Here is a 13,781-nt window from a genome sequence, read left to right on the forward strand (position 1 = left end):
TGTGGCGTTGAAGGAGAACGGTACGTTGACCAATTCCGACGACTCCTCCGCGGGTCCCCGTCGCCGTGCCAGACCGGTCCGGCTGCTCACGGCCGCCGTCTTCGCCCTGGCCGGCTTGATCTTCGTCACCAGCTTCAACACCTCCAAGGGTACGAACATCCGGACGGACGCCTCGCTCCTCAAGCTGTCCGACCTGATCCAGGAGCGCAGCCAGAACAATCTGGAGCTGGAGAAGAGCACCGCCACCGCACGCGGCCAGGTCGACGCCCTCGCCGAACGCGACAACGGGAGCACCAAGGCCGAGGACGCCAAGCTGGCCGCCCTGCGCGCCGCCTCCGGCACCGAGGAGATCACCGGCAAGGCCGTCACGGTCACCCTGAACGACGCGCCCCCGAACGCCACGGCCCGCATCCCCAACGTGCCCGAGCCGCAGCCAAACGACCTGGTGATCCACCAGCAGGACCTCCAGGCCGTGGTCAACGCCCTCTGGCAGGGCGGCGCCCAGGGCATCCAGGTCATGGACCAGCGCCTGATCTCCACCAGCGCCGTGCGCTGCGTGGGCAACACCCTGATCCTCCAGGGCCGGGTGTACTCGCCCCCGTACAAGGTGTCGGCGGTCGGTGACCCCGGCGCGCTGAAGAAGGCCCTCGCGGCCTCCCCGGCGCTGCAGAACTACCAGCTGTACGTGAACGCGTACGGGCTCGGCTGGAAAGTGGACGAGCACAAGGCGCTGACACTGCCGGGCTACTCCGGCACAGTGGACCTCCACTATGCGAAGCCGCTGGAGTCCGCCACCCCGTGACGCCGTACTGCGCCTGCTGGTACGGACGTTCAGCGAGGTGTGCCTGACCGCGGGCTCGCTCATCGTGCTCTTCGTCGTCTACGTCCTGCTGTGGACCGGGGTCAAGGCCGACCAGGCCATGGACGGGGAGATGGCCCGCATGCGCGACCGCTGGTCCGCGGCGCCCGCGGCCGCTCCGCAGCCCGCCCCCGCGCCGTCGGCGGCCCCGGCCGCACCGCAGAGCGCCGCGTACCCGCCGGGCCGGGCCTTCGCCGAGATGTACGTACCGCGCTTCGGCCCGCGCTGGAACAAGCCCGTCCTGGAGGGCACGGGCACCGAGCTGCTGAAGAAGGGCCTGGGCCACTACGCCGGCACGGCCCGGCTCGGCTCCACCGGGAACTTCGCCGTGGCGGGCCACCGGCGCACGTACGGGGACCCCTTCAAGGACATCCCCAAGCTGCGCCCCGGCGACCTGGTGATCCTCAAGGACGCCACCGGCTGGTACACGTACACCGTCCGCGCCGAAGCGCTGCGCACCCTCCCCACGGAGGTCGGCGTGGTCGATCCGGTGCCGAGCCGCTCGCCCTTCACCGGGCCGGGCACGTACCTGACGCTGACCACCTGCGACCCGGAATGGGGCCACAGCCACCGGCTCGTGGTCTGGGCCGAACTGACCGGTATGCGGACCCTGGCCCAGGGTGTACCGGAGGGTTTGGCAAGGTGACCCTCCGCGCCGGGCGGGTGGCTTTAGGCTGTGGACGTACCGCCCCTGCGGTGCGTTGAACGATCGTGGACGAAAAGGACACAGGCGGCATGTACGGCTGGATCTGGCGGCATTTGCCGGGCAACGCGTGGGTACGTGTGGTGATCTCCCTCGTGCTGGTGCTCGCGGTGGTGTTCGTGCTGTTCCAGTACGTCTTCCCGTGGGCCGAGCCGCTGCTTCCGTTCAACGATGTGACGGTGGACGAGGGATCGGGAGCGACTCCGTGAGCGCGCGCATTCTGGTTGTCGACAATTACGACAGCTTTGTCTTCAACCTGGTCCAGTACCTCTATCAGCTCGGCGCCGAATGCGAGGTGCTGCGCAACGACGAGGTCGAGCTCGCCCACGCCCAGGACGGCTTCGACGGGGTCCTGCTGTCCCCGGGTCCGGGGACGCCCGAAGAGGCCGGCATCTGCGTGGACATGGTCCGCCACTGCGCGGACACGGGCGTACCGGTCTTCGGCGTCTGCCTCGGCATGCAGTCGATGGCCGTCGCCTACGGAGGCGTCGTCGGCCGGGCTCCGGAACTGCTGCACGGCAAGACCTCGCCGGTGGTCCACGAGGGCCTCGGCGTCTTCGAGGGACTGCCCTCGCCCTTCACCGCGACCCGGTACCACTCCCTCGCGGCCGAGCCGCCGACCCTGCCGGACACGCTGGAGGTCACGGCGCGGACCGAGGACGGGATCATCATGGGTCTGCGTCACCGCGAGCACGACGTCGAGGGCGTGCAGTTCCACCCCGAGTCCGTGCTGACCGAGTGGGGCCACCGGATGCTCGCGAACTGGCTGGTGCGCTGCGGTGACGCGGGCGCGGTGGAGCGCTCGGTGGGGCTCGCCCCGGTGGTGGGCAAGGCCGTCGCGTGACGGCGCTCGCGCCGTCCGCGCCCACCGAGGGCCGGGCAGCGCGACGCAGGGCAGCGCAGGAGGCCGCGAAGCGTACGCGCGCGCGGGGCCGGGGCCGGCGGCGCAGGCGGCCGGCCTCGGGCGGACCGGTGGTGGTCGTCAGCAGGCTCGCCGGGGAGCTGTTCATCACGCTGGGCCTGGTGATGCTGCTCTTCGTCGGCTACCAGCTCTGGTACACCAACTTCCTGGCGGGCCGGACGGCCGATGACGCGGCCGGCTCCCTGCTCGAGAACTGGGACCGCGATCCGGCCGGGGCGGCCGCCCCGCCGGTCGCGGCGGCGTTCGAGCCGGGCCAGGGCTTCGCGATCCTGTACATCCCGAAGCTGGACGTGAAGGTGCCGGTCGCGGAGGGGACGAACAAGGCGAAGGTCCTCGACAAGGGCATGGTCGGCCACTACTCCGAGGCGCCGCTCGCGACCGGGATGCCGGCCGACCGCCAAGGCAACTTCGCGCTGGCGGGCCACCGGAACACACACGGAGAACCGTTCCGCTACGTCAACCGGCTGGTGCCGGGGGACAAGATCGTGGTGGAGACGCGGGACGCGTACTACACGTACGAGACGAGCGCGCAGCTCGCGCAGACCCCGCCGTCGAACGTGGCGGTGATCAAGCCGGTGCCGGCCGGATCGGGATTCACCGCCCCGGGCCGGTACATCACGCTGACCACCTGCACCCCGGAGTTCACCAGCACCTACCGGCTGATCGTATGGGGCAGGATGACAGCTGAACGCCCCCGCAGTCAGGGTGCTCCGCCCGAGCTGACCAGCCCGTAGAGGAACCGCAGTGTCACGTGCCGCACCGCCCCCGCACCGCAGCGCCGTCGCGGGGTTCCTGAGCCTGCTGGGCGAGGTCCTGATCACGGTGGGCCTGGTGCTCGGGCTGTTCGTGGCGTACTCGCTGTGGTGGACGAACGTCCTGGCCGACCGGGACGCCTCCGCGCGCGGGGACGCGGTGCGCGAGCAGTGGGACCGGGCGGCGCCCTCGCAGGCGGCCGCGGCGCCGGGCGCGCTGGACACCCAGGGCGGGATCGGCTTCCTGCACGTGCCGGCGATGAAGAACGGCGAGGTGCTGGTCAAGCGGGGCACCGCCTCGGAGGTCCTGAACGACGGCGTCGCCGGCTACTACACGGAGCCGGTCAAGTCGGCGCTGCCGTGGGACCCGGCGGGCAATTTCGCGCTGGCGGCGCACCGCGACGGGCACGGGGCCAAGTTCCACAACATCGACAAGCTGAAGAACGGCGACGCGCTCGTCTTCGAGACCCGCGACACCTGGTACGTGTACAAGGTCTTCGCGGAACTGAGCCAGACCTCGAAGTACAACGTGGACTCGATCAGCCCGGTCCCCAAGGAGTCGGGCCGCACGGCACCGGGCCGCTACATCACCCTGACGACCTGCACGCCCGTGTACACCTCGAAGTACCGCTACATCGTGTGGGGCGAGCTGGTCCGCACGGAGAAGGTCGACGCGAAGCGGAGCCTTCCGGCGGAGCTGCGCTGACAGTCGTTGCGCTGTGGATAACCCTCGTTTGAAAGCGACAGGCTGTCGCTTTCAAAGTCAGCGCAAGACCTGGAGCCGGACTCCGGCGCTCCAGGCCTCCAGAAGGCCCCTGTGGACGGCCGTGACGCCCCCCTGAGTGGCGATGGCCAGGGACTCGCGCGTGAAGGCGCAGGTGGCCACGTAGAGGGCCACGTCGGCCTGGTGGAGGACCTTGGAGGAGCCGAGGAACTTCTGCATCTCACCGCTGAGCACGTGCCGGAAGGGCGCGAAGTTCTTGCACTGGACGGCGACCGAGCGTCCGTCGGCCGTCTTGGCGGTGATATCGACCCCGCGGTCGCCGCCGTGCCCGCCGTACACCTCGACGTCGGTGCACCCGTCCCGCCGCAATAGCTCTGCGACGTGCAGTTCGAACTCCTTCCAGTTCATTGCGTCGATGGTCCCGATGACCCCGGTGAGGGCCCTCACGTCCTGGCCGCGCTGGAGGCGGCTGATCTGGAGGTCGTGTTCGATGAGCTTCATCTGGATCTGCTGGACGTCCTCCCGGAGGGAGATCAGCTCGCGGCGCTGTTCGCCGGACGTCTCGATCAGGACGTTCAGCATCGGCACGACGGTCTTGCCGAGCACGTCGGTGATGCGATTGTCGATCCGCTCGTCGAGCTCGTCCCAACTCGCCCTGTGGACAAGGTTATCCACAGGGCGAGTGCGGACCTCGGTCTCGGCGTCGAGGAGGTACGTACGCACCTGACGTGCGACTTCGCTGTCCCTGAGGAGCATTCCGACGTTCAGGACGGCCCGGCGGGGGAATACTGCGAGTGACGAAACCTGTGACCGAATGTCACCGAGTTGCTTGAAGTAACTCAGTTCTGTACCTGTCAGAACCCGGTAGCCGTTGGACTCCAGTTCCTCGCGGTGGTCGAACAGTAGGGCGCGAACGACGACTTCGGTGACCTCGTAATACGCCGCCACCATCGCCGTCGTCACGTGGAGCCCGTCCGGCAGTAGTGACAGCGCCTTCACCCTGTCCAGCACGTCCGTCCGCTCCAGGACGCTCGTGCGCAAAGTCCTGGACTCCAGCAGCACCGATTCGTTGATCATGGCCCGTCCCTCCCGGGCGGGCTCAGCTGCCCGCCCCGTCCGGGCTAACGAATTTCGTACATATGAAGACACGTACGAAAAATGGGTCGGGCCCCTCTCGTGGAGAGGGGCCCGACCCGTTGGTGTGCGATGCCGCGCGGTCAGCCGCCCAGGCCTCCGAAGAAGCCGCCGCCGCCGTCGTTGCCGCCGTCCTGCTGGTTGTCGGGGACCGTGTTCACGTTGATCACCGCGTTGGGCTCCACCGGGCTGCCGACGGGCGGGTCCGTGCTGAGGATCCTCGCCTTGCCGTCCGAGGAGCCCGACAGGACGGCTCCGAAGACCAGGCCCTTGGCGGCCAGCAGTTCCCGGGCCTGGTTGATGGTCCTGCCGGCCAGGTTCGGGACCTGGAGCTGCTGGACCGGCTTGGCGACCGAGATGTTGACCGCCGAGCCGACCTCGACCTGGCTGTTGATGCCGGGGTCCTGGCCGACGACCGTCCTGGGGGCCGTGCCCGGGGGCGCGTCGACCTCCGTGATGCTGCCGAGCTTCAGCTTGACGGCCTGCAGGGCCTTCGAAGCGTCGGCCTGGCTCTTGCCGGTCAGGTCCGGGACGGTCGCCTTGGAGATTTCCTTGGCCACCGTCAGGGTGATGGTGCTGCCCGCCTCGACCTGGCCGCCGCTCTTCGGGTCCTGGTCCAGGACGGTACCGGGCGACGCCTCGGACTCGTCCAGCTTCTTCGTGACCTGGAAGCCCTTGTCCTTGAGGGTCTTCTCCGCGGCGTCGAACGGCAGGCGGAGGACGTCCGGCACGGCGACCTTGGGCGCGCCCGTGGAGACCTTCACCTTGACGATGGAGTTCTTGTCGACCCTGGTGCCCTCGGCCGGGTTCTGCTCGCAGACGCTGCCCTTGGGGGCGGTCTCGCAGGCCATCTCCCCGTCCTGCTGGACGACGAGACCGACGTTGTCCCCGTTGGCCTTGGCCGTTTCCAGGGTTTCGCCGATGAGCTTGGGGACCGCGGGCCGGTTGTCGGCGTTGGTGTCGAAGAGGGCGCGCCCGATCAGGATCGCGCCGACCAGGACGAGGATGCCGGCGGTGACCAGCAGGATCGTGGAGGCCTTGCTCTTCTTCTGCGGACGCCGGCCGCGGCCGCCCTGGTCGTAGCCGCCCTGGTCCGGGTACCCGGGGCCGCCGTAGCCGCCGTCGCCCTGGGGCATCGGCGGGAGCATGGAGGTCTGGTTCGGGTCGGCGGTGCGCAGGGCGGTGGTGGGCTGGTCGTAGCCCTGGTGTCCGTAGCCGTTGCCCTGGTCGGGGTAGCCGTAGCCGGCGACGCCCATGGAGGCGGTGGCGGCGACGGGCTGGCCGTCGAGGCAGGCCTCGATGTCGGCGCGCATCTCGTCGGCGGACTGGTAGCGGTAGTCGGCGTCCTTGACCAGCGCCTTCAACACGATCGCGTCCATCTCGGGCGTGATCTCGGAGTCGAAGTTCGACGGGGGCTGGGGCTCTTCCCGTACGTGCTGGTAGGCGACGGCGACCGGGGAGTCGCCGATGAACGGCGGCCGGACGGCGAGGAGCTCGTACAGCAGGCAGCCGGCCGAGTAGAGGTCGGAGCGGGCGTCGACCTGCTCGCCCCTGGCCTGCTCCGGGGAGAGGTACTGGGCGGTGCCGATGACGGCGGCGGTCTGCGTCATGGTCATGCCGGAGTCGCCCATGGCGCGGGCGATGCCGAAGTCCATGACCTTGACCTGGCCGGAGCGGGTCAGCATGACGTTGGCGGGCTTGATGTCGCGGTGCACGATGCCGGCGCGGTGCGAGTACTCCAGCGCCTGGAGGATGCCGATGCACATCTCCAGGGTGCGCTCGGGCAGCAGTTTGCGGCCGGAGTGCAGGAGCTCGCGCAGGGTCGAGCCGTCGACGTACTCCATCACGATGTACGGGATGGAGATGTTGTCGACGTAGTCCTCGCCGGTGTCGTACACGGCGACGATCGCCGGGTGGTTGAGCGATGCGGCCGACTGGGCCTCGCGGCGGAACCTGGCCTGGAAGGACGGGTCGCGGGCGAGGTCGGCGCGCAGGGTCTTGACGGCGACGGTACGGCCGAGCCGGGTGTCGTGGGCGAGGTAGACCTCGGCCATGCCACCGCGGCCGAGCACGTGGCTCAGCTCGTACCGGCCGCCGAGGCGACGCGGCTCTTCCATAACGTTGCAGCCCTCTCCGTCAGTCCCGACCGCACCGGTGTGTGGTCCGGCGGTGTGCTGTTCGCGCAAAGGCTACCGGCCGATCGTCGGTGATCGGTTCGTGACCACCGGCTGATACCGGACCGGTACCGTACGCTCGGATCCGGACGGGAATGGTGACCCGGATCACATCTGTATGCCCCTTGCGGCTCTCGTGGGGCCTTTCGCCCCGCCCGTTACCCCTTGTTGCTCTTGAGTACGGCCTGCATGACGGCTTTGGCCACGGGGGCGGCGAGACCGGCACCGCTGATGTCCTCGCGGTCGGCGCCGCTGTCCTCGATGACGACGGCGACGGCGACCGGCGAGCTGCCGTCCGGGTTCTCCACGTAGGAGATGAACCAGGCGTAGGGGCGCTTCTTGTTGCCCTCGCCGTGCTGGGCGGTGCCGGTCTTGCCGCCGACGACGGTGCCGTTGATCCTGGCGGTCCTGCCCGTGCCGTTCTCGACGACGTTCACCATCATGTCCCGGACCTTCTTCGCGTTCTCGGCGGAGAGGGGACGGCTCATTTCCTGCGGCTCGTGCTTCTCGACGATGTCGACGCCGGGCGATTCCAGCTGGCTGACCATGTACGGCTTCATCAGCTTGCCGTTGTTGGCGATGGCGGCGGTGACCATCGCCATCTGCAGCGGGGTGGCCGCGGTGTTGAACTGACCGATGGAGCTCAGCGCGTTGCCGTCCTTGCCCATGGTCTTGTCGTAGACGCTGGCGAAGGCGCGGACCGGGGTGTCGATCTTGCTGTTGTTGAAGCCGAACTTCTCGGCGGTCTTCACCATGTTGTCCCGCCCCACCTTGTCGCCCATGTTGGCGAAGACGGAGTTGCAGGAGACCTGCAGGGCGTAGTTGAGGGTGGCCTTGCCGCAGTTCGGGGCGTGGTTGACCATCTCGGTCTTGGTCCCCGGGAGGATGTACGGGTCCTCGGTGTCGGTCGGAGCGTTGACGTCCGTGACGACGCCGTGCTCCAGGGCCGCGGCCGCGGTGACCACCTTGAAGGTGGAGCCGGGCGGGTAGGTCTCGCGCAGGGCGCGGTTGACCAGCTTCTTGTCCTCGCTGTCCTTGAGCTCGACCCAGGCCTTCTCGTCGGCCTTCGAGTTGCCCGCGAAGGACGTGGGGTCGTACGAGGGGGTGCTGACCAGGGCGAGGATGGCGCCGGTGCGCGGGTCGATCGCCGCGACGGCGCCCTTCTTGCTGCCGAGCTTGTCGAACGCGGCCTTCTGCGCGGCGGCGTTCAGCGTCGTGATGACGTTGCCGCCCTGCTTCTTCTCGCCGGTGAACATGCCGATGGTGCGGTCGAAGAAGAGCCGGTCGTCGTTGCCGGTGAGGATGCCGTCCTCGAGGGACTCGAGCTGCGTGGAACCGAAGGCCTGCGAGGCGTAGCCGGTCACGGGGGACCAGAGCGGACCGTCCATGTAGGTCCGCTTGAACTTGTAATCGCTGCCGTCGGTGACGGCGGAGCCGGTGATCGGCTTGCCCTCGACGATGATGTTGCCGCGCTCGGTGGCGTACTGGGCGATCTGGACCCGGCGGTTCTCCTTGCGGGTGCTCAGTTCCTCGGCCTTGACGTACTGGATCCAGTTGGTCCGCACGAGCAGTGCCAGGACGAGCAGCCCGCAGAAGATCGAGATGCGGCGCAGGGGCTTGTTCATGACGGGCGGACCACCTGGGTCATCTCGGAGTCGGGGGACGGTGCCGGGGCCGGGGCAGGGCGGCGTGCGGTGTCGCTGATCCGGATGAGGATGGCGATGAGGATCCAGTTCGCAAGGACGGACGAACCGCCGGACGCGAGGAAGGGCATGGTCATACCGGTCAGGGGGATGAGCCCCATGACTCCGCCGGCGACCACGAAGATCTGGAGCGCGAAGGCGCCGGAGAGGCCGATCGCGAAGAGCTTGCCGAAGGGGTCGCGGGCGGCGAGGGCGGTGCGCACGCCCCGCTCGATGATCAGGCCGTAGAGCAGCAGGAAGGCCATGACCCCGGCGAGCCCGAGCTCTTCGCCGACGGTGGAGAAGATGAAGTCGGAGTTGGCGGCGAAGCCGATGAGGTCGGAGTTGCCCTGTCCCCAGCCGGTGCCGAGGACCCCGCCGGAGCCGAAGCTCATGATCGACTGGCCGACCTGCTCGCAGGCGCCGGACTTCTGGTAGCAGGCGAAGGGGTCGAGCCAGGCGGTGACGCGGGCCTTGACGTGGCTGGCGGTGGCGCCGACCACTGCGGCTCCGCCGACGCTCATGAGCAGGCCGATGACGATCCAGCTCGTCCGCTCGGTGGCCACGTACAGCATGATCACGAACATGCCGAAGAAGAGCAGCGAGGTGCCGAGGTCGTTCTCGAAGACCAGGACGAGCAGGCTCATCGCCCAGATCATCAGGATCGGGCCGAGGTCGCGGCCGCGCGGCAGGTAGAGGCCCATGAAGCGGCGGCTGGCGAGTGCCAGGGCATCGCGCTTGACCATGAGGTAGCCGGCGAAGAAGACGGCGATGACGATCTTCGCGAACTCGCCGGGCTGGATGGAGAATCCGCCGACGCTGATCCAGATCTTGGCGCCGAAGACGTCGGCGCCCAGGCCCGGGATCACGGGCAGGATCAGCAGGACGAGCGAGGCGGCCATCGAGATGTACGTGAACCGCTGGAGCACGCGGTGGTCCTTGAGGACCACCAGGACCACGGCGAACAGGGCGATGGCGAGCGCCGTGTACATCATCTGCCGGGGGGCGGACTCGGAGAAGGCGCCGAACTGGATCTTCGCCAGGTTCTGCAGGCGCTCGGACTGGTCCAGGCGCCAGATCAGGACGAGGCCCAGCCCGTTGAGGAGCGTGGCGATCGGCAGCAGCAGCGGGTCGGCGTACTTGGCGTAGCGCCGTACGACGAAGTGGGCGATGCCCGCCAGGACGGCGAGGCCGAGCCCGTAGCTGAGCATGCCCGGGGGCAGCTTTCCGTCGATCGACAGGCCTGCGTTGGCGTAGGCGAAGATCGTGATGACCACGGCGAAGACGAGCAGCAGGAGCTCGGTGTTCCGCCGGCTCGGCAGCTCGATGGCGCCGATGGTGGTCGTGTTGGTGACAACGCTCATGGTGTGGCGGGCCCCCTGTGCCCGCGTATGTCTACTGCTTCTCGCACTGGCCGGCGACCTGCTGCTCGGCGGCAGTCAGGACGGGGCCGGGTGTTTGGTTGCCCTGGGCCTCGGCGGCACGCCGCTCCTCGTCCTTCTTGCACGCGGAAGCCTGGGTGCCGAGCTCGTCGATCTTCGTACGGGCCGAGTCGAGGCTGGTCTCGCTGATCGTGTCCACGACCTGCTTGCGCTTGAAGGACGGCAGGTACTTCAGTTCGATGTCGGGGCGGTCGGTCTCCACCTTGGAGAGCTCCAGCGGCCCCAGCTTCTGGCTGATCCCGCGGAAGAGCGCGACGTGCTCGTCCTTGACCCCGACGTAGAACTGCGTCTGGGTCCAGCGGTAGCCCGCGTACAGGCCGCCGCCGACGACGCCGAAGACCACGAGCAGCATCAGCGTGCGCGTGGTCCACTTGCGGCCCTTGCCGCGGCGCCTGCGGGGGTGGTCGTACGTGTCCTCGTACCCGGAGTCGCCGTCGTACGGGTCGGCGTCGCCGAAGCTGCCGTACGCGTCGGCTCCGCCGCCCTGTCCCTGGGCGCCGTAACCGCCGTAACCCGAAGCCTCGCCGCTGCCGGGGGGGCCGAAGGCGCCGGCCTGCGGGGGGGCCTGGCGGCCGAGCCCGGAGGCGCGGCCGGCCGGCGTCTGCATGGCGTTGCCGCCGTCGAAGAGCTGGTGGTGCTGGTTCTCGGCGACCGCGCCGACGACGACCGGGGTGTCGTTGACCTGCGCGGCCAGGGTGTCGTTGCTGTCCGTGTCGAGGACGTCGGCCACGATGCAGGTGATGTTGTCGGGGCCGCCGCCGCGCAGTGCGAGCTGGATGAGCGAGGCCACGGTCTCGCGGGGGCCGTGGTAGTCGGCGAGGGTCTCTTCGAGGGTCTGGTGCGAGACCACGCCGGAGAGGCCGTCGGAGCAGATCAGGTAGCGGTCGCCGACCCGGACCTCGCGGATGGAGAGGTCGGGCTCGACGATGTCGCCGCTGCCCAGGGCTCTCATCAGCAGGGAGCGCTGGGGGTGGGTGGTGGCTTCCTCTTCGGTGATCCGGCCCTCGTCGACGAGGCGCTGCACCCAGGTGTGGTCCTGGGTGATCTGCGTGAGGACGCCGTCGCGGAGCAGGTAGGCGCGGGAGTCGCCGACGTGGACCAGGCCGAGGCGCTGGCCCGTCCACAGCAGGGCGGTGAGCGTGGTGCCCATGCCCTCGAGCTGGGGGTCCTCCTCGACCATGACGCGCAACTGGTCGTTGGCGCGCTGTACCGCGGTGCTGAGCGCGGTGAGCATGTCGGAGCCCGGGACGTCGTCGTCGAGCTGGACGAGGGCGGAGATCACCTCGGAGCTGGCGACTTCACCGGCGGCCTGGCCGCCCATGCCGTCGGCGATCGCGAGGAGACGGGGACCGGCGTAGCCGGAGTCCTCGTTGCCCTCGCGGATCATGCCCTTGTGCGATCCGGCGGCGAACCGCAGGGACAGACTCATGCGCACCTGCCCTGTCGACGCCTCGGGGTACAACCGGTCTCGAGCCACACTGCCCACCCTCCGGCCTGGAGCGCGCTCGGGTCCGTGTCCCCGGTGGGACCGGCCGCTGCGGCTCGCTCGCTCCGCTCGCTCATTCTCGTACTACTTCCGCAGCTCGATGACGGTCTTGCCGATGCGGATCGGGGCGCCCGGCGGAATGGGCGTCGGGGTGGTCAGCCGGGTCCGGTCGAGATACGTGCCGTTGGTGGACCCGAGATCCTCGACGATCCACTGGCCGTCACGGTCGGGGTAGATCCTGGCATGCCTGCTGGAGGCGTAGTCGTCGTCCAGCACGATCGTGGAGTCGTGGGCGCGGCCCAAGGTGATCGTCTGGCCGGCGAGGGCCACCGTGGTGCCCGTGAGCGTGCCCTCGGAGACGACGAGTTTGGTGGGCGCACCGCGGCGCTGGCGCTGCTGCGGCGGGGCCGCCGGCTGGCGGCCCTGCTGCGTAGGGGCGCCGGAGGCGCCGCCGCCGCGTCGGGATCCGCGCTGCGTGACTCTCGTACCGAAGAGATCGCTGCGGATGACCTGGACGGCCACGATGACGAACAGCCACAGAACGGCCAGGAAACCCAACCGCATGACCGTCAGGGTCAGCTCTGACATTGCCCCCGCTTACCCTTCGGCTTGCCGGTAAATGATGGTGGTGGATCCCACGACGATCCGCGAACCGTCGCGGAGCGTAGCGCGGGTGGTGTGCTGCCCGTCCACCACGATGCCGTTGGTGGACCCGAGATCCTGGATCGTCGAGGGCGTTCCGGTCCGGATCTCACAGTGCCGGCGCGATACGCCGGGGTCGTCGATCCGCACGTCGGCTTCGGTGCTTCGGCCGAGTACGAGCGTAGGGCGCGAGATCTGGTGGCGGGTGCCGTTGATCTCGATCCAGTGGCGCCGGACGGCGCCGCCGGTGGGTACGGGGGCCGGACCGCCAGGTGCGCCAGGATTCGGTCGGCGCGCACCGGGACCGCCCGGGGGCGGTCCGGCGGGCATCGGCGGCGCGGCGGTCGGAGGGTATCCGTAGCCGCCGGGCTGTGCCGGGGGGGCCTGGTGGCCCTGCCCCTGGCCCGGACCGTGCTGGCCGGGGGACTGGGAGGTGCTGGAGGCGAGCGTGCGGCTGCGGACCCGGTAGAGCCCGGTGTCCAGGTCGTCGGCCTTCTCCAGCTGGACCTTGATGGGGCCCATGAAGCTGTAGCGCTGCTGCTTGGCGTAGTCGCGGACGAGGCCCGCGAGCTCGTCGCCGAGCTGGCCCGAGTAGGGGCTCAGGCGCTCGTAGTCGCCCGTGCTCAGCTCCACGATGAAGTCGTTGGGGACGACGGTGCGCTCGCGGTTCCAGATGGTGGCGTTGTTGTCGCACTCGCGCTGGAGGGCGCCCGCGATCTCCACCGGCTGGACCTCGGACTTGAACACCTTGGCGAAGGTGCCGTTCACCAGACCTTCGAGTCGCTGCTCGAACCGCTTCAGGACTCCCATGGGGCACCTCCTCCGTCGTTGTCGCCCTGTACTGCTTACTGATCGTATCCACGCATGGCGGATTCGGGTGGTTCCCCATCGGTCACGTGCGCATGAGTGTTGGTCCTCACAAGCGATCGTAGGGGCGCCCCGAGGACAGTGTCCCGCACCGGCGGCCGAGTGCGGGAGGGGCGGTCGTCGGCGGGGGCCGGGAGAGCACGAAAAGCGATGTGAATCCACCCCATCCGACGTGCTAATGTTCCGATGTCGCCAGGGGAACGGCCCGCAAGGGAAGAACCACTGGTAGCCACTTGCGCGAGTGGCGGAACGGCAGACGCGCTGGCTTCAGGTGCCAGTGTCCTTCGGGACGTGGGGGTTCAAATCCCCCCTCGCGCACAGTTGGAAGAGCCCCCGCTCCGGAGAGATCCGGAGCGGGGGCTCTTTCGTTGTGTCCGGGGGAGCGGGCGTGGGC

General features: G+C 69.1%; 12 protein-coding genes, 1 tRNA gene and 1 pseudogene. 7 read left to right on the forward strand and 7 right to left on the reverse strand.

The genetic code is table 11. From position 1 onward, the window contains the following. The first annotated feature begins 25 nt into the window (after positions 1–25). From AC3IYI_RS20760 to AC3IYI_RS20785, 6 genes and pseudogenes are all read left to right on the forward strand, one after another. Positions 26–802, forward strand: a complete 777-nt coding sequence (locus tag AC3IYI_RS20760) for a DUF881 domain-containing protein (RefSeq protein ID WP_489405176.1) — start codon at positions 26–28, stop codon at positions 800–802. Beyond that, on the forward strand, positions 771–1,505 hold the full coding sequence (locus AC3IYI_RS20765; RefSeq protein ID WP_489405177.1) for a class E sortase: 735 nt from the start codon (positions 771–773) through the stop codon (positions 1,503–1,505). Before AC3IYI_RS20760 ends, AC3IYI_RS20765 begins: the two co-directional genes overlap by 32 nt. Positions 1,506–1,570: 65 nt before the next feature. Beyond that, on the forward strand, positions 1,571–1,771 hold the full coding sequence (locus tag AC3IYI_RS20770; protein ID WP_215021282.1) for a hypothetical protein: 201 nt from the start codon (positions 1,571–1,573) through the stop codon (positions 1,769–1,771). Continuing rightward, positions 1,768–2,406, forward strand: a complete 639-nt coding sequence (locus AC3IYI_RS20775; RefSeq protein WP_243331047.1) for an aminodeoxychorismate/anthranilate synthase component II — start codon at positions 1,768–1,770, stop codon at positions 2,404–2,406. The genes AC3IYI_RS20770 and AC3IYI_RS20775 overlap by 4 nt, the downstream gene beginning before the upstream one ends. 131 nt (positions 2,407–2,537) lie before the next feature. Continuing rightward, positions 2,538–3,218 (forward strand): annotated as a pseudogene (locus AC3IYI_RS20780) (class E sortase); the annotation flags it as partial. Positions 3,219–3,228: 10 nt separating this feature from the next. Next, positions 3,229–3,942, forward strand: coding sequence for a class E sortase (locus AC3IYI_RS20785; protein ID WP_489405178.1), 714 nt, complete (start codon positions 3,229–3,231; stop codon positions 3,940–3,942). Positions 3,943–3,999: 57 nt separating this feature from the next. Here AC3IYI_RS20785 and AC3IYI_RS20790 read toward each other — a convergent pair whose 3' ends face one another. From AC3IYI_RS20790 to AC3IYI_RS20820, 7 genes are all read right to left on the reverse strand, one after another. After that, positions 4,000–5,037 carry a restriction endonuclease gene (locus AC3IYI_RS20790; RefSeq protein ID WP_489405179.1) on the reverse strand — a complete coding sequence of 346 codons (1,038 nt, stop codon included), beginning with the start codon at positions 5,035–5,037 and terminating at the stop codon, positions 4,000–4,002. A gap of 140 nt (positions 5,038–5,177) precedes the next feature. Beyond that, a complete protein-coding gene (gene pknB / locus AC3IYI_RS20795) occupies positions 5,178–7,211 on the reverse strand; it encodes a Stk1 family PASTA domain-containing Ser/Thr kinase (protein ID WP_489405180.1) in 2,034 nt (677 codons plus the stop codon). 215 nt (positions 7,212–7,426) lie between these two features. Then, positions 7,427–8,893, reverse strand: coding sequence for a peptidoglycan D,D-transpeptidase FtsI family protein (locus AC3IYI_RS20800; protein WP_489405181.1), 1,467 nt, complete (start codon positions 8,891–8,893; stop codon positions 7,427–7,429). Then, positions 8,890–10,314 (reverse strand): FtsW/RodA/SpoVE family cell cycle protein, encoded by a 1,425-nt coding sequence (locus tag AC3IYI_RS20805; RefSeq protein WP_489405182.1) that lies wholly within the window; start codon positions 10,312–10,314, stop codon positions 8,890–8,892. The genes AC3IYI_RS20800 and AC3IYI_RS20805 overlap by 4 nt, the downstream gene beginning before the upstream one ends. A 31-nt stretch (positions 10,315–10,345) precedes the next feature. Beyond that, positions 10,346–11,821 (reverse strand): PP2C family protein-serine/threonine phosphatase, encoded by a 1,476-nt coding sequence (locus tag AC3IYI_RS20810; protein WP_489405183.1) that lies wholly within the window; start codon positions 11,819–11,821, stop codon positions 10,346–10,348. 141 nt (positions 11,822–11,962) lie between these two features. After that, on the reverse strand, positions 11,963–12,466 hold the full coding sequence (locus AC3IYI_RS20815) for an FHA domain-containing protein FhaB/FipA (RefSeq protein WP_243331039.1): 504 nt from the start codon (positions 12,464–12,466) through the stop codon (positions 11,963–11,965). Between the two features lie 9 nt (positions 12,467–12,475). Next, entirely contained in the window at positions 12,476–13,330 is an 855-nt protein-coding gene (locus tag AC3IYI_RS20820) for an FHA domain-containing protein (RefSeq protein ID WP_489405184.1), read from the reverse strand. 292 nt (positions 13,331–13,622) lie between these two features. Here AC3IYI_RS20820 and AC3IYI_RS20825 point away from each other — a divergent pair. After that, positions 13,623–13,705: transfer RNA gene (locus AC3IYI_RS20825), tRNA-Leu, on the forward strand. Positions 13,706–13,781: the final 76 nt, after the last annotated feature.

It is taken from the genome of Streptomyces sp. GL_148 (genome assembly GCF_057834205.1).

What these genes read in the sequence shown, in the direction of transcription:
- AC3IYI_RS20805 (WP_489405182.1), bottom strand. Translation starts at nt 10,314, where the DNA reads ATGAGCGTTGTCACCAACACGACCACCATCGGCGCCATCGAGCTGCCG.
- AC3IYI_RS20810 (WP_489405183.1), bottom strand. Translation starts at nt 11,821, where the DNA reads ATGAGTCTGTCCCTGCGGTTCGCCGCCGGATCGCACAAGGGCATGATC.
- AC3IYI_RS20820 (WP_489405184.1), bottom strand. Translation starts at nt 13,330, where the DNA reads ATGGGAGTCCTGAAGCGGTTCGAGCAGCGACTCGAAGGTCTGGTGAAC.
- pknB (WP_489405180.1), bottom strand. Translation starts at nt 7,211, where the DNA reads ATGGAAGAGCCGCGTCGCCTCGGCGGCCGGTACGAGCTGAGCCACGTG.
- AC3IYI_RS20815 (WP_243331039.1), bottom strand. Translation starts at nt 12,466, where the DNA reads ATGTCAGAGCTGACCCTGACGGTCATGCGGTTGGGTTTCCTGGCCGTT.
- AC3IYI_RS20790 (WP_489405179.1), bottom strand. Translation starts at nt 5,037, where the DNA reads ATGATCAACGAATCGGTGCTGCTGGAGTCCAGGACTTTGCGCACGAGC.
- AC3IYI_RS20800 (WP_489405181.1), bottom strand. Translation starts at nt 8,893, where the DNA reads ATGAACAAGCCCCTGCGCCGCATCTCGATCTTCTGCGGGCTGCTCGTC.
- AC3IYI_RS20765 (WP_489405177.1), top strand. Translation starts at nt 771, where the DNA reads ATGCGAAGCCGCTGGAGTCCGCCACCCCGTGACGCCGTACTGCGCCTG.